A 22612-nucleotide genomic window follows, 5' to 3' on the forward strand; every position below is an offset into this window, starting at 1 on the left:
TAATACACAATTGAAAAAATGGATCTGAACAACATAAAACGTGTATACTTCATCGGCATCGGTGGCATTGGCATGAGCGCCATTGCACGCTTCTTCAATGAGAAGGGTGTGCATGTGAGCGGCTATGACCGTACCGAGACGGCGCTTACCCGCCAGCTGGCCGAAGAAGGCATGCAGATCCATTATACCGATGATGTACAACTGCTGGATCAAGAAGCAGAACTGGTAGTGTATACTCCCGCTATTCCCGGCTCCCACTCAGAACTGATCTGGTTCCGCCAGCAGGGATATGAAGTGGTGAAACGCAGCGATGTATTGCAGGAGATCACCAGGAACCTGTATGCCATCACCGTAGGTGGTACACATGGGAAAACCACTACCTCTACCCTGATCGCACACATACTCAGGCATACCGGTTATGGCTGTAACGCTTTCCTCGGAGGTATCAGCGCCAACTATGACCGTAACTTCTGGAGCAGCAACAAACAGGTGGCTGTAATAGAAGCTGATGAATATGACCGTTCATTCCTGAAACTGCATCCTGATGTGGCTGTATTGACAGCTATCGATGCAGATCACCTGGATATTTACGGCACCGAAGAAGAAGTACAGGAAGCATTTATACAGTACACCCGCAACATCAAAGCCAATGGCACACTGGTGGCTAAGCGTGGTTTACATCGCGCAGATGAGCTGAAGGGCGATCACCATATATGGTATCACCTGGATGACAATAAGGCGGATATACATGCTACCAATATACAACCAACAGAAGGCGGTTACATGTTCGATGTGGTACAGAAAGACTGGAAATTAGCGAACATCTATCTTCCGGTCGGCGGTACCCACAATATAGAAAACACCGTAGCTGCCATCGCCGTAGCGCACCTGTTGGGCATCGAAGATGAAAAGATAAAGGCAGCTATTGCTGACTTTAAAGGTATCAAACGCAGGTTTGAATACCTCGTGAAGAACGATTACCAGGTGTATATTGACGACTATGCACACCATCCGGAGGAATTGCGTGCACTGATCTCCAGTGCCCGTGCATTGTTCCCCGACAGGAAATGCATCGTACTGTTTCAGCCACACTTGTACACACGCACGCGCGATTTTGCAGATGGCTTTGCAGAAAGCCTCTCGCTGGCAGACGAAGTATTACTGCTTCCCATCTATCCGGCCAGGGAATTACCGATTGAGGGGGTGCATAGTGAGATGATAGCAAAGAAGATCAGCAAGCCTGTTCAGGTGATACAAAAAGAAGATGTACTGGCCTGGGTAAAAGCGAACAGCGCTCCACTATTCATCACGGCAGGTGCAGGAGATATAGACCAGTTCCGGGAGCCTGTACAGGAAATACTGAATGGAAAAGGCATCATAGACAATGAAGAAGTAAAGAAGGACGCATAAAAAAAGTATAACACCCAATGCAAACCAAAACCCGTAAGGTATTAAGACGAATCGGCACCACTTTAATGTGGCTAGGCGTGCTGGCGGGCTTTGTTGTCATCCTGGTAGCAGCAGTCAATGACAAGAATGATGGGAAATGCACAGGGATCGTTGTGAAACTGCTGGGAGATGAGGCCAACTTCTTCATAGAAGAAAGAGATATTAAAGCGCTGATCACAAAAGACATGGACTTAAATCCTGTCGGTAAACCGATCAAGAATATCAATACTGCTAACCTGGAAAAGATCGTATCGCACGATCCCTGGGTAAAAAACGCAGAGATATTCATCGATAACCAGCGCAAACTGAACATAAAAGTAACACAGCGGGAACCCGTAGCACGTGTATTCACAGCAGCAGGCAACAGCTTTTACTTTGATACGGAAGGAGACAAGATACCGGTATCTGCCCGTTACACCGCCCGTGTACCGGTGTTCACAGACTACCCGGCAGAAGCTGTAAAACCCAAAGCGGCAGATAGCTCACTGTCGGCAGGTATCATGACGCTGGGTAGTTACATCATGGAAGATCCCTTCTGGTCTGCACAGGTAGAACAGGTAGTGATCACACCGACGCATGAGTTTGAGATCATCCCGAAACTGGGCGATCATGTTATTGCCTTCGGAGATGGAACAGATGTAGAGAAGAAGTTCAGCAAACTGCTGGCGTTTTATAAAGAGGGACTGAATAAAGTGGGCTGGAACAATTACGCGAGGATTAACGTTGCTTATGAAAATGAGGTAGTATGTACAAGAAGGAATGGTGAGGAATTATCCAGAAAACTGGCGTCTGCAGATAGTGCACGCACTGCCGGAAGTGATTCTGCCGCCAGGTTCCTGATACACCACGATGAAGTAACGCAAGCAGAAACAACATCAATGATGAAGACGCAGGCCAAAGTGGCGGCACCCAAGCAAACAAAAGCAAAGGTGACAACATCCAAACCGGCATCTTCAAAGCCGAAGGTACAGAAGGTTGCGGCAGCCGATAAAAAAGCGCCGAAAGCAGTGTATAAGCCGGTTAAAAAATCTGTCAACACAACAAAAAATAATAGAACGCCATGAATCAGGAAGCTCCCATCATTGTAGGTCTCGATATTGGAACTACAAAGATTGCTGCCATCGCAGGAAGAAAGAATGAATACGGGAAACTGGAAATCCTGGGTTTTGGTAAAGCCCCGTCTTTCGGTGTTCAGCACGGAATGGTGCTGAATATTGATCAGACTATCAAGGCTATCCGCCAGGCCCTGGAAAACTGCTACGCTTCTAATCCGAATCTCGAGATCAATGAAGTATATGTTGGTATTGCAGGACACCACATCAAAAGTCTGCAGACACGCGGTGACATTGTTCGTAGCGATACCGACGCCGAAATTTCACAGAAAGATATCGATCAGTTGATCAATGACCAATATAAAACTGTGATCCCCGCCAGTGATCAGATCATTGACGTGATACCACAGCAATATATCGTGGACAGCCTGCAGAACATCACCTACCCTATTGGTATGTCCGGTGTGAAGGTGGGCGCCAACTTCCACATCATTACCGGCGATAAGAACGCTATCCGTAACATCAACCGTAGCGTGGAGAAATCCGGTCTGAAGATACATGACCTCGTACTGCAGCCACTGGCGTCTGCAGCAGCGGTAATGTGCGATATGGACTTCGAAGCAGGTGTTGCTATCGTAGACATCGGTGGCGGTACAACAGACCTCGCCGTGTTTTATGAAGGTATTCTGAAGCACACAGCCGTGATACCTTACGGTGGTGAAAACATCACCAACGATATCAAGAACGGTCTGGGTGTACTGAAAACACAGGCGGAACAGATGAAAGTGCAGTTCGGTTATGCGCTGGCTGATGAAGCTAAGAATAACGCGTACATCACTATTCCTGGTCTGCGTGGCCAAAGCCCGAAAGAGATCTCTGTAAAGAACCTGGCCCACATCATACAGGCACGTATGAGTGAGATCATGGACTTCGTGGTGTATCATCTGAAACAGATCGGTATGGACAATAAGATGCTGAATGGCGGTATTATCCTGACCGGTGGTGGTTCTCAGCTGAAACATCTCATACAGTTAACTGAATATACAACCGGTGTAAGCGCGCGTATCGGTTATCCGAACGAGCACCTGGCCAGCGGTCATATTGATGAACTGACCAAGCCGATGTACGCTACCTGCGTAGGTCTCATCCTCAAAGGTTACAATGACTATGAGAATGACCGCAGGGCACTGGAAGAGAATTATGTAAAGATCAATACCAGCTACCTGGCGAAAGAACAGGCAGCTAAAGCCGCACTGGACGATGATTCCTGGGAAGATGACGAGCCGACAGTTGAGCAGATACAGGAAAGGAAAGTAAAAGAACGGAATGCTTCGCTGAAAACATTCCTGGACAGGATGAAGACAAAGATCATAGACATGTTCACGGAAGAAGAAGATGCGAAACTTTAACAGGGTATTGTCGGTATATGGCGCAATTGTTGCAGCCACAAACGATTTAAAAATCAAGTAATTAATAAGGGATAATTAATAACGTAGAAAGAATTGTGGGCATTATTAATTATACTAACTAACCCATAAAAGAGATAGAGTCATGATACATTTTGATCTTCCCAAAGAAAAATCTTCCATCATCAAGGTGATAGGCATTGGTGGTGGTGGGAGCAATGCGGTGAACCATATGTTCAACCAACGCATTGAGGGTGTGAATTTTATCATCTGCAATACCGATGCACAGGCTATTGCAAACAGCCCTGTGCCTAACAAGATACAGTTAGGACCACACTTAACGCAGGGACTGGGTGCGGGTGCCAATCCTCGCATCGGTGAACAGGCGACGGAAGAATCCTTTGAAGAAATCAAAAAGATCTTAGAGGTGAATACCAAGATGGCCTTCATTACTGCGGGTATGGGCGGTGGTACCGGTACGGGTGGCGCACCTATCATCGCACGTATATGTAAGGAGCTGGGTATTCTTACGGTGGGGATTGTTACAACTCCTTTCTCTTATGAAGGGAAAAAAAGGATGGCCCAGGCAGATGAAGGTGTCAGCAGATTGAAAGATTATGTTGATACACTGCTGATCATCTCCAATGACAAACTTCGCCAGAAATACGGCGATCTGAAATTCAAAGCTGCCTTCGAAAAAGCAGATAACGTACTCGCAACCGCAGCAAAATGCATCACCGATGTGATCAATTCAACTGGTCAGATCAACGTGGACTTTGCGGATGTTTGTACCGTAATGCGCAATGGCGGTGTGGCTATTCTTGGTGCAGCTACTGCAGAAGGTGAAAACCGTGCGCAGAAAGCGATCGAAGATGCACTGACATCTCCGCTGCTGAACGACAACGATATCCGTGGTGCTAAATGGATACTGATAAACATTTCCTCTTCAGAAGGTGAATTCGAACACACCCTGGATGAAATGGATACTATACAGGCATACGTACAAAGCCAGGCCGGTGAGGATTGCGATGTGATCCTCGGCGTAGGTTATGATTCCGCTCTTGATCGCAAACTGGGCGTAACCATCATTGCTACTGGTTTTGAACAGAAACCGATCCAACAGGTAAAAACGACTCCACAGGATCCTTCCCAGGAACAGCCTAAGATTGTAATGCAGCTGGGCCAAGATGGTGATGAAAAGAAAATGAATAATCAGCAACAGACATTATTCGTTGAACCGGCGGACCTGATGGCGCCCCGCCTGGTAGAACCTGTGGTTACCCAGCCTGCAACTACTTTCACTCCTCCTGCTCCGCAGCAGCCGGAAAGGCAAAGCTTTACGCTCAATATTGAGCCTTCAGCAACCGTTCCGCAGCCAGTGGCAGGATACGGTGCCGGTGTAAATGTTATACAGCCTACTCCTGCAGCCGGTGGCTACCCTGCAGGCCCTGCATACATCTACATTGAGCCGGGCAATAACAATCCTGCTTCCCAGGATGTTCCGGAGATGAAAATGGTGTTCAGAGAAGAAGATCAGTCGCCGGATGCACCTTCAGACATCCAGCTGCAGGCTTTTGAAGAACAACTGGAAGAACAAAAACGCAAACAGGCTGAACGCGTAGCGAAACTGCGCAGCATCAGCTTCAATGTAAAAGGCATAGACAATAACACAGAAATAGAAAATGTTCCTGCCTACATCCGTCGCAATATCAATCTCGATAACGGCGCCGGATCAGCAGAGAACTTCTATTCCAACTATACTATTTCCGACGGGCAGAATAACCAGGCGGAAATTAATACGATTAATACCTTTTTAGATGGGAAAAAACCCGATTGATCTATTCGGACGTTTGATTGTTTTTTAGTTGTGTTAAAGAAAAGTCCTCCGGTTCCCCGGGGGACTTTTTTTGTTTGTTAACGAGATATTAACAATTCTCAGAAAGGATATTCGGATATTGTGAGCGTCAGGACGCTCAAGCCCCGTAAATGAAATAACACTTATTGTCGTTAGGAAGATAATACAACCTCAACATTAAACTTTAAAAATTCCCCCTATGGATTTCAAAGATCAACTCAAACAGCTCGGCGATAGAGTGGCCAAGCTAAAAGATCAGATCCTTACAGAAGAAGCAACCAAAAACGCATTCATAATGCCGTTTATTCAATGCCTGGGATATGATGTGTTTAATCCACTTGAAGTAACTCCGGAATTTATCGCAGACATTGGAATTAAGAAAGGTGAGAAAGTAGATTATGCCATCATGAATGAAGGCAAACCCACAATTCTCATAGAATGTAAACACTGGTCGGCAGACCTTAATCCACATAACAGCCAGTTATTCCGGTATTTCCACTGTACCTCTGCAAGGTTCAGCATTCTTACAAATGGTGTACATTTCAGGTTCTATACTGACCTCGTAGAGCCTAATAAAATGGACGAGAAACCCTTCTTTGAATTTCGGATTGACGATCTGAAAGATAATCAGGCGGAAAAATTAAAAGAGTTTCATAAAAGCTATTTTGACCTCGAAAAGATCATTACAACTGCAAGTGAACTGAAATATACCAACGAGATTAAAAACATTATTACCAAAGAGCTAAACGATCCATCCGACGAGTTCACAAGGTACTTTGCCAAGATTGTTTATCCATCTATGGTTACAGCAAAAGTGCTTGAGCAGTTTAAAGGATTCCTTAAGCGTTCTTATAATCAGTTCATCAACGATACGATTAACGAACGCCTTAAATCAGCATTGAATAGTCAACAGCAACAGGAAGTAAAGGAAGAGGCATTAGAGGAAAACATTGTAGAAGAAGCAAAGATTATTACGACGCAGGAAGAGTTGGAAGCTTTCCATATTGTACGTTCACTATTGAGACAGAAGATCAATGCAGGCCGCATTGTCTTCAGGGATACACAATCCTATTTAGGCATACTGCTGGATGATAATAACAGGAAGCCTTTATGCAGAATTCACCTCAACGGTAAAAAGAAATTCATCTCCTTGTTTGACAAAGAGAATGAAGAAAAAATCGAGATAGCAGGTCTTGATGATATATATAATTACGGCGACCAATTGCTGAAGACTGCATTAAAATATGAGCCATTACAAAACATTGAAAAGAGCACTTCAGCGTAAATAAATTATGAGATTGGGCCATAGCGGCCCAATCTCATTTTCATAATATTGGCAATACTCAGGCGCTCTCTATCAGATAAACAATCAGCAATACACTCGCCAGAAATATAAACGCTGTCAATAATGTAATGAGCAAAGACGAATGGTTATAAGTCCCTTCCTTCAGTTGCTTTTCTGTACGTTTATAACGGATGTAGGAGAACACCGTAGTGGCTGCTCCAACCGCCACCAGTAATATTCCTACAAGCGCAGAAATACCTCTTGAATGAACTATATACTCCTTTCCCAGCACTAATGATATCTGCTTCACAAAAAGCGAAAATTTGACCACAACAAAGCCAAAAGCCATAATGCCGATACTTGTTCTTGTCCAGGCAAGTAAAGTACGTTCGTTGGCAAGGTGGTCGCTTGGATTTCCCCTTTTACTCTCTTCCGGCATAATGAGCTATTTATTATAAAAGATACATTAAAATTGACGCAAATGCCATTCAGATAATTTGAGTAGTAGTCATTTAGAAGTATTTTCTTTTTTTCCGTAGGTTTAGATGTTTGATTATCATTAACCTCAAATTGTCTTCTCGACAGATACCTCAGCATTCTACGTTAACACTCAAAATGTACACCATATAAAAGGTAATGAGATAGCAGAAGCTTTTGAAAACTTTAAACTAACTCACAAACATATCATGAAATACGTATCACTTTTTGTCATTGTCGTGCTGTTCTTCGCCTGTAAACCTCAAACTGGTAACGTTCGCGGAAACATCTTCTGGAAGTATAATAATTATGTCGGAAATAAACCAGATGCAGGGGCATCAGTAACTTTATACTCCATGTCCGATAGCGTAAAACTAGACGCCAAATGCGATGTTCAGGGCAATTTTATCTTTGATAAAGTACCTGTGGGAAAGTACATTTTAGTAGTAAGATCCCAAAATACGACCGGGTCTGCGGATGACCAGCTATCGCAGATATTAGATCATATTAATGAAGTCAACTATATAACTAGACAAGACATAGGAAAATTGGGTTTTACTGAGAACTTTGAAAAATTAAAAACCGCAGTCATAAACTCGTATGCACAGGAACAAGATCCAACAATAAATTATTTGGAAATATATAGGAAACGAAAAAAACTTGAAGACACACTTCAATCCTTTAGCTCAAATGCCCTGCATACCATATACTCAAAGGCGCCAATAAATACAACTCCGTTACCGTTACTTAGCAAATATTACTACAGCTTGTTGATCGTTGAACCAGAAAAAACTAATAACGTCGTAGTTGATTTTGGAACCACGTATCTATAGTATATAACTTTGTAATTCATGTGCCCCTAAAATCATCCACCCTTTCCTCACTTCTATCCATTCCCTACCCTGCCCTTCCTTCGTAAATTTGCGTATGCAAAAGACAGTAAACAAGGTTGTAAACAACCATCCGATCAGTGGCTCTCAGAGCGATTATTACTTTTATAGTCCCTTGCCTTATCAGGATGGCAAGGCAACGGATCCATTTCTGTTATTACATCACCATGGACCAATGACCTTACCTCCTTTTAACAGTGGTATGCCCTTTGGCCCTCATCCTCACAGAGGCTTTGAAACAGTGACCTGGATCATCAGCGGACACGTAGTACATAAAGATTCCCACGGTTATCATAGCAAAATTGATGCAGGCGGTGTACAGTGGATGTCGGCTGCACGAGGACTGATACATAATGAGTATGTGGAGAAGTCTTTTAAGGAAGAAGGTGGCGACCTGGAGCTTCTGCAGCTCTGGATCAATCTGCCGGCGAAACTGAAGATGAATCCCGCCAGATATACCGGCTTACAGAAGAACGATATTCCTGTCGTAACTGCTGACGATGGTAAGGTGCAGGTGGCCATCGCAGGAGGTAGCTGGAATGGTCATAAAGGCGCTATCAATTCCCTTACCGGCGTCAATGCCTGCCTGATCACCATGCAGCCGGACAGTAAGGCTGAAATCACTGTTAAAGACGGCAGGAATGTCTTATTCTATGTATTGCGGGGCGATGTGACGGTAAATGGAAAAACAGCCGGCGACAGGTCGCTGGTACTCTTTAATAACGATGGGGACACGATCGATATCGCAGCGGGCAGTGATGCAATTATCCTCTATTGTGACGGAGAACCTTTAAACGAGCCGGTGGCCTGGCATGGTCCTTATGTAATGAACACACAGACCGAGATTATGGAGGCGATGAGAGACGAGCGAATGGGTAAATTTGGGTTCTATATAGACTAAAAGTAAAAAGGCCAGCTTCATCACGCTGGCCTTTTTTATTAAGAATGTATAATCCTTCGCAGTTGGAGGTTCGTGACAGGAGACACGACCAAAGGATATTTTTCGATCGTTACATAACTTGAATCCAGTCCGAAACCACGCTCTTCCGATAAGCTGATCTTTTTGAGGAAGAAATACATACGCATCACCAGGCGCTCGTAGAGCGGCAGATCATTATCGTGTGAAAGGAATTTCTCCATCACAATGAACTGGAAGTCCCCTACTACATTGTTCTTGCTCAGGGATTCGTAACGGCTGGTAATGTTCACTTCCTTGTTACGCACCATATCTTCCACCACCATACGGAACATGAGATTGATACGCTGTTCCACTTTAAAGCCCAGTCTGAATTCGACCCTGATCACCTCATTCGGAATGATCGTTTGTACGGAATATTCACTCAGGTAAGGTTCATCCACAACATCTACATGCACAAACCAGTAGATGTCCGCCCTTTTGGGCTTTTTGTTCAGGATAGAATAGATGATCTTATGTTCAATCTCCTTCGGATTGTCAGCACTACTCATGTACACCAGGTGAGTGGCATATTTGGGGATGGTGCTGTCATTACTTAACTCCTGGATCACCGGAAGATGGTCTTCCAGCCTTACAAACTCCACATAGCGGTTTTTGATCTTCCTGGATTTAAACCATACCATCATGATCAGGAAGAGTATTCCCGCCACAATCACGGTCACATAACCACCATGCATGAATTTCACGAGGTTGGCAAAAAGGAAGGAGAATTCCAGGGTAAAATAAATGACCAGGTAGATCAGGATCAGGCTGAGCCGGACCCTTCGCGTATATAAATAGAAGGCGAACAGGCAGGAAGTCATCAGCATACAGATGGTAATAGACAGTCCATAGGCCGCTTCCATGGCGGTCGACTCCTTAAAGATCAGCACAATAGCCACACAACCTACAAACAGCATCGTATTGATACCGGGAATATACAACTGTCCACGCTCTTCGGTAGGATAGTTGATCTTCAGTTTAGGCCAGAGGTTCAGTCGCATTGCCTCCGAAATGAGGGTGAAAGAACCTGATATCAGCGCCTGGCTGGCGATAATAGACGCCAGGGTGGCGATCAGTACCCCGAAAATGACAAACCACTCCGGCATGATAGCAAAGAATGGGTTCTGGTCTTTAGGGATGATCTGTCCTTTCTGGGTCAGTAACCAGGCGCCCTGTCCGAGGTAGTTCAGGATCAGGCAGGCCTTTACAAAGGTCCAGGAAACCCGGATATTCCCCTTACCGCAGTGGCCCAGGTCGGAATACAGGGCTTCAGCACCCGTGGTACACAGGAACACCGCTCCTAATATCATAAACCCGCGTGGGTAGGTAGTTAACAGTTCTATGGCATAGTGGGGGCTGAATGCCTTAAAAATAGCTACGTCATCGACGATGTGTGACAGCCCGAGTATGCCCAGCATCGAAAACCAGATCACCATAATAGGGCCAAACAACTTACCGATGGATACGGTACCAAATTGCTGTACTACGAACATAAGGGTGATAATAGTCAGTACGATCTTTACAATGGTAAACTGGCTAAGATCCTTAAATACTTCCAGGGTTCGCAGACCTTCTATGGCGGAGGTCACTGTAATGGGCGGGGTAATGATCCCATCGGCCAGCAGGGCGGCCCCTCCTATCATCCCGAAGATAACGGCCCATTTGGCATGCCGTCTGACCAGCGCATATAATGAAAAAATCCCGCCTTCACCTTTGTTATCGGCCCGAAGTGTCAGGATCACATATTTGATAGTCGTTTGTAAAGTCAGGGTCCAGATGATACAGGATATACCACCGATAACCAGGAGGTCGCTTACAGGGTTATTGCCTACAATTGCCTTGAAAACGTATAACGGAGAGGTTCCAATGTCACCGTAGATAATACCCAAAGCTACTACTAAACCGGCCAGGCTTACCCTGTTAATGTCTTTTCTCACGAAATATGTATTTAATAAAAAAGCCACCAAAGTTAGGTGGAATTGCGCAGATGTACAAATATCAAAAAATACGCTTATAAAAAAACCCCGTCTCGGTTCGCGAGACGGGGCCTTATATCTTCTCAGTGAGACACTATTAGTTAGCAGGAGCTAAATCAACAGTTGAAGACTCACCAGGAGTGTTTTGTTTGATGAAGCGACCGCGATCGATACCTTGTTTATCAGCCAGGTAGTCGATAACTGCATCTACTCTTCTGCTGCTCAGGTCTACACCACCTTTTTTACCTTTAGCACCAGCGTGACCGGTAACCAGGATGTTGCAGGATGGGTTAGATTTCAGTGTGCTGGCAACGCTTGCCAGGATAGCTTCGTTGTCAGTTGCAACTTTGGTAGAGCTACCTTTGAAGCTTACGCTAGGCAGAACCAGTGTGTTACAAGCAGCTTCTGGTTTGATGTTTTTGCAGCACTCAGGATCTGGGCATTTACCAACACCATCAGCGTCAACTGGCTGGCAGTAAGTTGGAGTAACCAGTTGTTTATCCTTGAAGTCAGGAACACCGTCACCATCAGTATCTTTAGCTACACCGTGAACATCAACTGGAGCACCAGCTGGTGTGTTAGGCTCACGATCAAACTGGTCAGTAACACCATCACCATCAGCATCAGGCAGTACCGGAGTAGGCAGCTTCATGTGACGAGGAGCGCTCAGTTCGTTGTAAGCATAGTTCAGCGGATTTACCCACCATAATGGCTCAACGCGTTTAGCGGAGTTACCCAGGTTGAAGTTCAGACGGATGCTGGTATAGCTGAAAGCGTCTTTGTGGTTGCTATATGGAGAGGAATAACCGTCCAGATAGTCATCAAAGTATAAAGTATATTTCTCTTCGATACCGATGTTGAAACGTTTAGAAATTCTGTACGCGATTCCGGTACCGAAATCAGCGCCATGACGCCACAGCTGGTTGTTGTCTTTACGACCGATGTTACCTCTGTTACCCTGAGATGGAGCGTTCTGCTCGTAATCTCCGTCTAACAGGTTTTTCAGCTGATCCTTGATGTCTTTACGAGGAGCGGAGAAGTTGATGTTGCTGTAGTTGTAAGCTGCATTACCGTTCAACGCATCTACGTCAACGTCGATCAGACCTAAGCTATAACCACCGAATACATACCAGTTGATCTTAGGCTGTGCCTTATAGAACAGGATGTTGCTCAGAGAAGCCATCAGGTCAAAAGACAGCTGGTGAGAAGCTGTTTTATAGTTAGCTACGATCATACCGTTGTTAGCAGCTGCAGTAGTTGCCCATGCATTGCTACCAGTGGTGATCGCTGGCCTTAATCTGTAGTCCAGACCTTTATCGAAAGAACCGGTGTATTCAGCTCTTACAGAGATAGTATGACCCAGAGATTTTCTCAGGGAGATACCACCACCAAAACCTGGTCTGGCTGGGATTGTACCATTGATCAGGTGAAGACCACCATGGAAACCTAATTCCCACATGTCGCGAGGTTTCGCAGGGAAATCATACTGGTGGTTGGAAAAGTTGTTCTGTTGGGCCTGTCTTGACGCTGGTACCTTGCTTGAATCCAGGGCATCATAAACAGGGGTAACTTGTGCAAAACTGGAGGACGCCGCTAGGAGACTCATAGCGCCTGCCAGTAATAAGTACTTTTTGCTTGCCATAATTGTTTTCTATTTAAAAACTGTTAAAAATTTACTAATAACCCGTTTTTTTACCCAGCAAAGGTAAAATTCTCAAATGAATATTCAAATTTTTGTTACAATATTATTTTCATTGATAACTAGTTAACTACTAGTGCTTAGGCAAAACAAATGTTATACCTTAATTTGCCTTGGTATATAACGAATAAGCATATTTGTTATAACTAAAACAAAGTAATGTTAAAGTTATGTTACACCCATATATACAAATTAGGGGCCAAATTGTTAAAATTTGACATTTTAAGCATAGCTTAGCAATCTTTTTAAAGCACCTATGGACGAAATTAAACACCTGATCAGTAAGGAATTACAGGATTTTGAAAGCAAATTCGCTGACGCTGTAAAAAGCCATGTCCCCCTTTTGGACAGGATCATGCATTACATCGTTAAACGTAAAGGCAAACAGATCAGACCCATGTTTGTGCTTTTATCTGCCAAACTCTTTAATAATAATATACAGGAAAGCACATATCATGCCGCAGCCTTCGTAGAATTGCTCCATACGGCAACACTTGTCCACGACGATGTGGTGGATGATGCCAATGAAAGACGGGGCTTCTTTTCCATCAATGCACTGTGGAAAAACAAGATAGCCGTTTTGGTAGGAGACTATCTCCTGTCCAAAGGCTTACTACTTTCAGTAAACAACAATGAGTTCAAAGCCTTAAAGATCCTTTCAGAAGCCGTAAGGGAAATGAGCGAGGGCGAGCTCCTGCAGATAGAAAAGACCCGCAAGCTTAATATTAAAGAAGATATCTACTTTGAGATCATCCGCCGGAAAACAGCTTCTCTCCTCGCCTCTGCCTGCGCTGCTGGCGCCTGGAGCACTACCAACAACGATGAAACGACAGAGAAAATGCGTCTCTTCGGCGAAAAAGTAGGTGTGGCCTTCCAGATCAAAGACGACCTTTTCGATTATGGCTCCGATAAAATAGGCAAACCTACAGGGATTGATATACGGGAAAAGAAAATGACCCTTCCCCTTATTTATACCCTGGAACATGCCACACCAGATATCAGGAGACGTATTATTAATATCGTCAAAAATCACAATACCGATAAAGAACGCGTCGCCGAAGTAATTGAACTGGTTAAAAAATCCGGCGGTATCGAATATACACAACAGAAAATGTTCGAGTACCGCGACGATGCTTTGGCCATCCTCCACAGCTTTCCTGACAATGAGATCAGGGCCGGCCTGGAAACATTGGTAAGATATACTACAGATCGTACTTTTTAACCAATAAAAACTTATCTTCCGAGAACAGAACACTATTCGAACAACTTTAGATACTAACTCACGCATTAATGCAAAAACGCTGGACAGTCCGATCTTATCAACCGAAACAGGAAGCATTGCTCCAGTCGTCTTTGCGCATTCACCCTTTACTATGCAGATTGCTGGTGCAAAGGGGCATGCATACCTACGATGAATCACGCCTGTTCTTCCGGCCTACCCTTACAGACCTGCACGATCCCTGGCTGATGAAAGACATGGATAAAGCAGTCTCCCGTATTGAACAGGCCTTTTTCAGAAATGAAAAGATCCTCGTTTTCGGCGACTATGACGTGGATGGTACCACTGCTGTAGCTACTGTTTTTGACTTTCTGCATTCTTTATATAATAACATCGAATTTTATATCCCTCACCGCTATAAAGAAGGATACGGCATTTCCAAACAAGGTATCGAATACGCCAGGGATAATGAATTCACCCTGGTCATTGCACTGGACTGCGGCATCAAAGCCATTGACCAGATCACCTGGGCAGCCGGCAATGGCATTGATTTTATCATCTGCGATCACCACCTGCCCGACGCTATATTGCCACCGGCAGTGGCCATCCTCAACCCAAAGCAATACGATTGCCCTTATCCATATAAAGAGTTAAGCGGCTGCGGCATCGGCTATAAACTGATCTCCGCCTTTGCACAGAAAAGAGGTGTGCCAGATGAAAAAGTTCATAAATACCTGGACCTGGTAGCCACCAGTATCGCCGCCGACATTGTACCGATGACCGGAGAGAACCGCGTGCTGGCCTTTCATGGCTTAAAGAAAGTAAACGCTGATCCGCTTCCCGGTATACAGGCATTGATAGAATTAAGCGGGTTGAAAGAGCAGCTGACCATCTCCAATCTTGTATTTGTAATAGCGCCACGCGTCAATGCTGCCGGCAGAATGGACGATGCAAGAAAAGCAGTGAACCTCTTCGTGGAAACTGATAAGGAAAAAGCAATGGAGATCGCCAAAGTGCTGCATGCCGACAATTTCGACAGGAAAGAAATAGACGGCAACATCACCAAAGAAGCAGTTGAATTATTGCAGAACGATCTTACACTGCAGGATAAAAAATCCACCGTTCTATATAAACCCGATTGGCATAAAGGCGTAGTAGGCATCGTTGCCTCCCGCCTGATCGACAAATATTATTATCGCCCTACCATTATTCTTACACTGAGTAACGATAGAGTGGCAGGTTCTGCACGCTCCGTTACCGGTTTCAATGTATACGAAGCCATTCACCAATGCAAGGAGCTCCTGGAGAATTATGGCGGTCATTTTTATGCGGCAGGTATGACATTAAAACCTGAAAATGTTACTGCATTCCAAAAGAAATTTGAAGAAGTAGTGGCCACTACCATTGATCCCGATTTGCTGGTACCGGAAATACTGATCGATACCGAGATCCAACTGAAAGATATTACCCCCGCTTTTTTCAATATCCTGCGGCAATTTGAACCACTGGGACCGGAAAACCTGCGTCCCGTTTTCCTCGTCAGGAATGTAGTTGACAGTGGTTATTCAAGGCTTGTAAAGGATGAACATATTAAGTTCTCCGTAAAACAGGGCAAATCTCCTAACGCATTAACGGGCATAGGTTTCTACATGTCCGAAAAATTCCACATTGTCAACAGTAAACAGCCCTTCGATATGGTATTTACCATCGATGAAAACGAATGGAACGGTAAAATGAACCTGCAATTAAAAGTTATTGACATCAGGACCACCACTAAGTAATAATACTTATTCTCTCTCTTCTTCCGTATTGTTTAACCTGCTATAACAGTCTACCGTTTCTGTTGTAACAGCCAGGTATATAACGTACTATCTGCATATGCTTTTGTCCAGGCATCATGCCCGCCTGTTGCATTTTCTGTGTACTTAACCAGCTTGCTTCCACACGTCTTCAATGCATTTACCATGTCTCGCGAGCCGGCTACACTTACCGTCGGATCATTGGCATTATGAAAGGCCCATACCTGCATATTTTTCAGTACACAAGCCTGCGACGGTGTACCTGCACCGCTGATCGGCACAATAGCTGCAAACTTCTGAGGGCTGGCCTGCGCCCAGTTCCAGGTGCCGTAGCCGCCCATACTTAATCCTGTCAAATAAACACGCGCACTGTCTACATGATACTTCTTCAGCACTTCCTTATACAGCTGTTGTAAGACATCGGTATTCCACCAGGATGCAGTACACTGGGGAGCGATCATCACAAACTGCTTTCCTGTTACCACTTTTGGCAGCCCTACTTTTCTGATCACGTTGATATCGGTTCCTATCTCCCCCACTCCATGCAGGAAGATCACAACGGGCCATTTATATGCTTTTTTCTCGTTGTAAGTATCGGGAACATACAGCAGATAATCGTCGATGTTGCCACCTTTATAGTCCATTGTCTTTACGGTGATGCCCGGGGTCTGAGGGTCAAACACGTCTTCTTTGGGAGGATCGGGTATCGTATCAGTTCCATTACCGCCGGGTGTTGCGGCTTCATTCTTTTTGGAGCAGGCTACTATATTACCTAAAGAAACAAGCAGTAGCACATAAATAAATCTCTTAATTGTTCTTCTTTTCATATGTGTGGCATAAATGAAAAATCCCGCCTCATGTGCTATGAGACGGGATCCGGGTTGTTATTTCTTATTGCAAACCTACTACATTGTTGCTTTACAATAGCAGATTAATTCTTCTTTTCTGCACTCATCAACTCAACACTTCTATTCACAAATGCGGTAAGATCGGCGCCTGTCAGCAGGTTCTGTGATAATAACGCAAGATCTGCCAGGTTTCGTACCTGCTTCTGCTGTTTATCATTATCATTTTCTTCGAGGATCTGCAGATAGATAGGATGGTTTGCGTTGATGGTCATATTGATCTCATCCGGCATGTTTGCATACCAGCTCATACCGCTTCCGCCTACTGCCGCCATATCTTTCATACGACGCATGAATTCCGGACGGGTTACAATCACCGGCTGTGCATCTGCGCTCAGACCTTTCAGTTCCACCTTCACATGCTGCTGCGGAATATGCTGGAACAATTCCTTCAGTTTTGATTCCTGGTCGGATGTCAATACACTTTCAGATTTTTCGTCTTTATCCACCAGGTTATCAGCTATATCAGCATCCACACGGGTGAACATCATGCTATCCCATCTTGGCTCCATATTGTTGATGAACGCAGCATCTACAATAGTATCCAGCTTCACGATCTTATATCCCTTGTTCTTTGCCGCCTGTATGTAGCTATCCTGCTGCACTGCATTTGTTGCATACAATACGACCAGCTTTCCATCTTTATTGGTCTGCAAAGCACTTGTTTCCTGTTTATATTCTTCCAGTGTATAGAACTTGCCTTCCTCTGTGATATCTTCCATGATCAGGAATTTGTTCCCTTTCTCCTGGAATTTATCATCAGTCATCATACCATATTTTGCAAACAGGCCGATGGATTCCCATTTCTCTTCAAAGCTCTTACGATCATTACGGAAGATCTCATCCAGTTTATCAGCTACTTTCTTGGTGATATAAGTGCTGATCTTTTTCACATTCGGATCGCCCTGCAGATAACTGCGGCTTACGTTCAGCGGAATATCCGGACTGTCTATCACACCATGCAGCAACATCAGGAATTCAGGAACGATATCCTTTACTTCATCCGTTACGAATACCTGGTTGGAATACAGGCTGATCTTATCCTTCTGTACCTCAAAAGTCTTGCTGATCTTAGGGAAATACAGGATACCTGTCAGGTTGAACGGATAATCCACATTCAGATGGATCCAGAACAAAGGCGCTTCTGCGTATGGATATAATTCTTTGTAGAAATTCTGGTAATCTTCCGGTGTCAGGTCGCTCGGCTTCTTGGTCCATGCGGGACTGGTATTATTCAGCTGTTTGTCTGCAAATTTTACAGGTACAGGCAGGAATTTACAGAACTTCTCCAGCATGGTCTGAATACGGTGCTCATCCAGGAACTCTTCACTTTCTTCGTTAATATGCAGCACAATGTCAGTACCACGGCTTTCCTTCGTGGTTTCTTCCAGCATATATTCAGGGCTGCCATCACATTCCCAGCGCACAGCAGGTGCATCTTCTTTGTGTGACTTAGAGAAGATCTCCACCTGGTTACTTACCATGAAGGAAGAATAGAAACCGAGACCGAAGTGACCAATGATATTAGCGCCGTCTGTCTGGCCTTTGTATTTTTTCAGGAATTCTTCTGCACCGGAGAAAGCTACCTGGTTAATGTATTTGTCTACTTCTTCGGCGGTCATACCCACTCCCATATCGGAAATGGTCAGCGTCTTTTTCTCTTTATCCAGCTTCACTGTAATTTCAGGGGTGCCCAGCTCACCTTTAAACTCTCCGACACTAGCCAGGGTTTTTAGCTTCTGTGTAGCGTCAACCGCATTGCTCACCAGCTCGCGGATGAAGATCTCATGGTCTGAATAGAGGAATTTTTTGATAATGGGGAAAATGTTCTCTGTCTGAACACGTATTGCTCCTTTCTGCATGGGTGTCAAAATTTTTAATTCTCCCTGACAAAGGATATGCCAGCAGACATTAAGCTGACAAACTGTCTGCGAGAAGAGAAAAACAGGGCTCCTGCGTGCCGCTCCCTGTTCGATGCGCCTTCGTCGCTTATTCGTTGCTTCTTCGACCAATGCATGCCCGTATGCAGAAATGGCATTTTTTCCGCCCGCCGGCTTAACAAATAAATCATATGAACGGTCCCTCAACTCTAGGACAATTATTGTAGTTTTAATGTCCTGACCCCGGTGACATGTTGAGATGTATGTTTTACCCAAACCCTCTTTCTAAATCGCTGTTTTTATATGAAAAGACCTTTACTCCTTTTCTTTACCGCAGTTTGTTTTGCCAATGCCAGCGCGCAAACGCAACCTGCTGCCCAGACACTGCCTTATCAGCAGCCATTCAGCACCTTAGCGCCCTCATCCACCACCTATCCGGATGGATGGCAGGGCTGGACACTTTCCGGATCGCCCTCTGGCAGTTTTAATGTGCTGCCACCCGCCTCTGACAAAGCGCTTGTAACAGGCAGCGCTTCCAGCACGGCTAATGGCGTATACAATTACTCCGGGAAACTGGGCTTCCTCAATAGCGGTAGTGTGGATAACTCCCTGGTACTGGCCCTGAACACCAGCGGCCAGACCAACATCGCTTTTCAGTATGATGTGATGACGCTGCGTAACCCTTACGACGGTACCAGCAACACCCGCATCAACGAAGTAACCCTGCAGTACCGTATCGGGAACACCGGTAATTTTACCAATATCACCGGCGTGGAATACCAGAATGGTACCACCCAGCAAACCGGTTCCGGCGTGACCACGCCACTGGATTCCGCTCATCGGTCGCTGGTATTGCCGGCAGCCTGCGACAATCAGCCCCTGGTACAGCTGCGCTGGGTAAACCGCCAGATCAGCGGAGCAGGCTCCCGCCCTTCGTTTGCCATCGACAACATCGTGGCAGGCAGTTCGGGTGCAGATGTAACGCCACCTGCTATCGACAGCTTGTTCCCCGCCAACAACAGCACTGATATATCTCCATCTGCCCAGCCATCCATATTTTTCAGCGAAAATATCAAGGCAGGCAATGGTCAGCTCATACTGCACAACGTTACCGCCGGCACACAACAGGTATTCCCTGTGGATAGCGCCGCTGTGATCATCAGCAATAAAACACTTACACTGGCTGCAACACTGCAGCCACAGCAGCATTACTATATCACCCTGGATGATGGCGCCATACTTGATCTGAGTGGCAACGTGTTTGCCGGGATCACGGACAACAGCACCTGGACATTCAGCACCGGCGCCCAACAGTTGTCGTTTGACTTCAATACCTGCATGAGCGGCAGCATCACCGGCGGCTTCAGGCAATACAGCGTAAGCGGCGCCCAGAAATGGGATTGTACCACCTTCGGACAGAACGGCAACGGCGTACAGATCAACGGCTATAGCGGCGGTCCGATTGAAAATGAGGACTGGCTGATCTCACCAGCCTTCGATCTTTCCGGTTTTGACTATCCCCTGCTGGATTTCGCCAGCCGGACGGCTTTCTCCGGCCCCTCCCTTCAACTGATGGTCTCTGCCAACTACGACGGTGCCAGCAATCCGCACACTGCCACCTGGACACCGGTGAACGGACGTTTCCCGGCCCTGCTGTCAGACACCTGGACCGTTTCAGACAGTATCAACCTGGCAGCTTTTAAACAGCCTGAGGTATACATCGCTTTTGTTTACACCTCTTCTCCTGCCGTAGGTGCGGCCCGCTGGACATTGGACAATTTCCATATCACCAACAGCCCGGTAGCGCCTAAGCCATCCCTTGATCTGAATACCAACAGCATCGACTTTGACTATGTTCCCGCAGGTCAGCAGTCATCGCCGTTGCCATTCACTTTCCAGGCTAATGACTTCATTGACAGTCTGACCATTGTTTCGTCTTCCGTATTTTTCATAGCGAAAGACAGCAATGGCGTATACAGCCAGTCGCTGACCTATCTGCCCGATTCACTGAATGGCCCACGTACCGTTTGGGTGAAATTCCAGCCAGCCGCCGCAGATCAAAACTATACCGGCGCTATTACCTTCCGGAGCGACAGCATTCATGTACCAGCCATTCCCCTTTCCGGTACTTCCCTGCGTTCCCTGAAAGTGGTGAACTGGAATATCGAGTGGTTTGGCAGCCCGGTACAGAATCCGGCCAACGACAGCCTGCAACAGGCCAATGTAACGACCATCCTCAAAAAGCTGGACGCAGACATTTTTGCACTGGCAGAGGTCGTAGACACCGCCCGTTTCAGGGCAGTGGCCAACCAGATGCCGGGGTATAGTTATATTATATCCGATTTCGGTTCTTATGCAGATAGTATTAAAGATGTGGACTATGCCTCCGCCCAGAAACTGGCATTCCTGTATAAGACATCGGTTATCAGGGGATTAAGCTCCTACGGCGTACTACGCAGGGGCGGCAGCAGCGATGCGTATTACAACTGGTCGTCCGGCAGGTTCCCCTTCCTCCTGGAAGCACGGGCTAAACTGAACAACGACAGCGCCCTGATCCGATTTGTATTGCTGCATGCGAAAGCCAATACCGGCACAGCCGCAGATAAGATCGAGTCCTGGCACAGGCGTAAAAACGGCAACCTGGAGCTGAAAGACAGCCTGGATGCCCAGTATCCGACAGCTAACCTGGTAATACTCGGCGACTTCAATGACGCATTGAACAAGACCATCACCACCGAACTGGCGCCAGATACCACGACCTCTTACATAGACTTCGTCGATGACAGTATCCATTATAAACCGCTGACCCTGCCGCTCAGTTTACAGGGCCAGAAATCTACCGCGTCTTTTAACACGGTGATTGATAATGTACTGGCTTCCGATGAAATGGCCCTGAGCTACCTGCCGGGATCTGCCCGCGTAAGGACAGAGGTGGAAAAACTGGTGAACAGCTACAGCAGCACCACTACAGACCACTACCCTGTGCAGACCAGCTACAACCTGCATGTACTGGCGCATCCTGCACCGCTGGAAGACTTCTCTGCCACAGTTGACACGGGAGATGTAAAACTGACCTGGAGCACACCTTATGAGCTGAACACCGCCTATTTTGTGGTACAACGGTCCCGGAATCAGCAGCAATTTGAATCTGTGGACACTGTGGCGGCTCATGGTACCACCTCTCTGCCAAACAGTTATGTTACATACGATACCCGCCCCTGGCTGGGACTTTCCTATTACAGGCTGAAAACAGTGAGTCTTGACGGATCAGTTAGCTATAGCAGCAATGAAAGAGTGATAATCACACTTAAAGATCTGATAAAGAAACTTTTCTGGTGTATCTTTGGCCGCCAGTTACAGGTATATCTCGATATCGAAAGACCTGGGCAGGCCATTTTACAGCTGGTCGACATGCAGGGACATGTGAGACAGACGACGCTGACCACTGTTAATAAGGGAAGAAATATCAAGACATTGGATATCAGTAATTTGTCTAATGGTGTGTATATCCTGCGTGTACAGAGCAAGGAAGGCATCCAGACAAGCAAGATACTTGTTAACCACTGATCTTTTTGAAAAAGCCATTTGATCCAGCCGGTCTGTATTGCATACAGGCCGGCTTTTTTATTGGAATTACCCTTCAGGCGTAAGGAGGCTGCAAAAGGCGTATGTATTCGGTTAAGATAGCTTAGGAGTCCGGTGGGGGCTTCTACTTACAGGCGCTCTGCTATAGCATTATAGGCACTGTTCTATAGCGAACGC

Annotated in this window: 15 protein-coding genes; 10 read left to right on the plus strand and 5 right to left on the minus strand. The window is 45.8% G+C overall.

The genetic code is table 11. The features are described 5' to 3' along the window. The first annotated feature begins 18 nt into the window (after positions 1–18). The 5 genes from murC (at position 19) to MYF79_RS30620 (ending at position 7047) form a co-directional block, all read left to right on the plus strand. Complete coding sequence (gene murC / locus MYF79_RS30600) at positions 19–1410, plus strand: UDP-N-acetylmuramate--L-alanine ligase (protein WP_247811629.1); 1392 nt, start codon at positions 19–21, stop codon at positions 1408–1410. 17 nt (positions 1411–1427) lie between these two features. Next, entirely contained in the window at positions 1428–2513 is a 1086-nt protein-coding gene (locus tag MYF79_RS30605; RefSeq protein WP_247811630.1) for a cell division protein FtsQ/DivIB, read from the plus strand. Further along, positions 2510–3910, plus strand: coding sequence for a cell division protein FtsA (gene ftsA, locus MYF79_RS30610; protein ID WP_247811631.1), 1401 nt, complete (start codon positions 2510–2512; stop codon positions 3908–3910). Before MYF79_RS30605 ends, ftsA begins: the two co-directional genes overlap by 4 nt. A 142-nt stretch (positions 3911–4052) precedes the next feature. Continuing rightward, positions 4053–5744 (plus strand): cell division protein FtsZ, encoded by a 1692-nt coding sequence (gene ftsZ, locus MYF79_RS30615; protein WP_247811632.1) that lies wholly within the window; start codon positions 4053–4055, stop codon positions 5742–5744. 217 nt (positions 5745–5961) lie between these two features. Next, a complete protein-coding gene (locus MYF79_RS30620) occupies positions 5962–7047 on the plus strand; it encodes a type I restriction endonuclease (RefSeq protein WP_247811633.1) in 1086 nt (361 codons plus the stop codon). 58 nt (positions 7048–7105) lie between these two features. Here MYF79_RS30620 and MYF79_RS30625 read toward each other — a convergent pair whose 3' ends face one another. Further along, positions 7106–7486: a YidH family protein gene (locus MYF79_RS30625; protein WP_247811634.1), complete on the minus strand. Its 381-nt coding sequence runs from the start codon at positions 7484–7486 to the stop codon at positions 7106–7108. A gap of 247 nt (positions 7487–7733) precedes the next feature. On the opposite strand from MYF79_RS30625, the gene MYF79_RS30630 reads away from it, so the two are divergent. Both MYF79_RS30630 and MYF79_RS30635 read left to right on the plus strand, forming a co-directional pair. Next, positions 7734–8357 carry a carboxypeptidase-like regulatory domain-containing protein gene (locus MYF79_RS30630; protein ID WP_247811635.1) on the plus strand — a complete coding sequence of 208 codons (624 nt, stop codon included), beginning with the start codon at positions 7734–7736 and terminating at the stop codon, positions 8355–8357. A gap of 94 nt (positions 8358–8451) precedes the next feature. Further along, positions 8452–9315, plus strand: a complete 864-nt coding sequence (locus MYF79_RS30635; protein WP_247811636.1) for a pirin family protein — start codon at positions 8452–8454, stop codon at positions 9313–9315. 38 nt (positions 9316–9353) lie between these two features. Here MYF79_RS30635 and MYF79_RS30640 read toward each other — a convergent pair whose 3' ends face one another. Continuing rightward, entirely contained in the window at positions 9354–11309 is a 1956-nt protein-coding gene (locus MYF79_RS30640) for a KUP/HAK/KT family potassium transporter (RefSeq protein WP_199653296.1), read from the minus strand. 136 nt (positions 11310–11445) lie between these two features. Next, positions 11446–12990 carry an OmpA family protein gene (locus MYF79_RS30645; RefSeq protein ID WP_247811637.1) on the minus strand — a complete coding sequence of 515 codons (1545 nt, stop codon included), beginning with the start codon at positions 12988–12990 and terminating at the stop codon, positions 11446–11448. Between the two features lie 313 nt (positions 12991–13303). Here MYF79_RS30645 and MYF79_RS30650 point away from each other — a divergent pair, with 313 nt between their 5' ends. Together MYF79_RS30650 and recJ are read left to right on the plus strand one after the other, a co-directional pair. Continuing rightward, positions 13304–14269: a polyprenyl synthetase family protein gene (locus MYF79_RS30650; protein WP_247811638.1), complete on the plus strand. Its 966-nt coding sequence runs from the start codon at positions 13304–13306 to the stop codon at positions 14267–14269. A 68-nt stretch (positions 14270–14337) separates the two neighbouring features. Beyond that, positions 14338–16047 carry a single-stranded-DNA-specific exonuclease RecJ gene (gene recJ / locus MYF79_RS30655; RefSeq protein ID WP_247811639.1) on the plus strand — a complete coding sequence of 570 codons (1710 nt, stop codon included), beginning with the start codon at positions 14338–14340 and terminating at the stop codon, positions 16045–16047. A gap of 50 nt (positions 16048–16097) precedes the next feature. Here recJ and MYF79_RS30660 read toward each other — a convergent pair whose 3' ends face one another. Further along, complete coding sequence (locus MYF79_RS30660; protein WP_247811640.1) at positions 16098–16892, minus strand: alpha/beta hydrolase-fold protein; 795 nt, start codon at positions 16890–16892, stop codon at positions 16098–16100. Between the two features lie 104 nt (positions 16893–16996). Beyond that, complete coding sequence (gene htpG, locus MYF79_RS30665; RefSeq protein ID WP_247811641.1) at positions 16997–18832, minus strand: molecular chaperone HtpG; 1836 nt, start codon at positions 18830–18832, stop codon at positions 16997–16999. Positions 18833–19153: 321 nt separating this feature from the next. On the opposite strand from htpG, the gene MYF79_RS30670 reads away from it, so the two are divergent. Further along, positions 19154–22417 (plus strand): Ig-like domain-containing protein, encoded by a 3264-nt coding sequence (locus MYF79_RS30670; RefSeq protein WP_247811642.1) that lies wholly within the window; start codon positions 19154–19156, stop codon positions 22415–22417. Positions 22418–22612 lie beyond the last annotated feature (195 nt).

This window comes from Chitinophaga filiformis (assembly GCF_023100805.1).
Lineage (GTDB): Bacteria > Bacteroidota > Bacteroidia > Chitinophagales > Chitinophagaceae > Chitinophaga > Chitinophaga filiformis_B.

Bases quoted from the DNA above. Each gene is read 5' to 3' on its own strand.
- MYF79_RS30630 (WP_247811635.1), top strand. From the start codon at position 7,734: ATGAAATACGTATCACTTTTTGTCATTGTCGTGCTGTTCTTCGCCTGT.
- MYF79_RS30645 (WP_247811637.1), bottom strand. From the start codon at position 12,990: ATGGCAAGCAAAAAGTACTTATTACTGGCAGGCGCTATGAGTCTCCTA.
- MYF79_RS30625 (WP_247811634.1), bottom strand. From the start codon at position 7,486: ATGCCGGAAGAGAGTAAAAGGGGAAATCCAAGCGACCACCTTGCCAAC.
- ftsA (WP_247811631.1), top strand. From the start codon at position 2,510: ATGAATCAGGAAGCTCCCATCATTGTAGGTCTCGATATTGGAACTACA.
- MYF79_RS30635 (WP_247811636.1), top strand. From the start codon at position 8,452: ATGCAAAAGACAGTAAACAAGGTTGTAAACAACCATCCGATCAGTGGC.
- MYF79_RS30620 (WP_247811633.1), top strand. From the start codon at position 5,962: ATGGATTTCAAAGATCAACTCAAACAGCTCGGCGATAGAGTGGCCAAG.
- MYF79_RS30660 (WP_247811640.1), bottom strand. From the start codon at position 16,892: ATGAAAAGAAGAACAATTAAGAGATTTATTTATGTGCTACTGCTTGTT.
- htpG (WP_247811641.1), bottom strand. From the start codon at position 18,832: ATGCAGAAAGGAGCAATACGTGTTCAGACAGAGAACATTTTCCCCATT.
- MYF79_RS30650 (WP_247811638.1), top strand. From the start codon at position 13,304: ATGGACGAAATTAAACACCTGATCAGTAAGGAATTACAGGATTTTGAA.
- murC (WP_247811629.1), top strand. From the start codon at position 19: ATGGATCTGAACAACATAAAACGTGTATACTTCATCGGCATCGGTGGC.
- recJ (WP_247811639.1), top strand. From the start codon at position 14,338: ATGCAAAAACGCTGGACAGTCCGATCTTATCAACCGAAACAGGAAGCA.
- ftsZ (WP_247811632.1), top strand. From the start codon at position 4,053: ATGATACATTTTGATCTTCCCAAAGAAAAATCTTCCATCATCAAGGTG.
- MYF79_RS30670 (WP_247811642.1), top strand. From the start codon at position 19,154: ATGAAAAGACCTTTACTCCTTTTCTTTACCGCAGTTTGTTTTGCCAAT.
- MYF79_RS30605 (WP_247811630.1), top strand. From the start codon at position 1,428: ATGCAAACCAAAACCCGTAAGGTATTAAGACGAATCGGCACCACTTTA.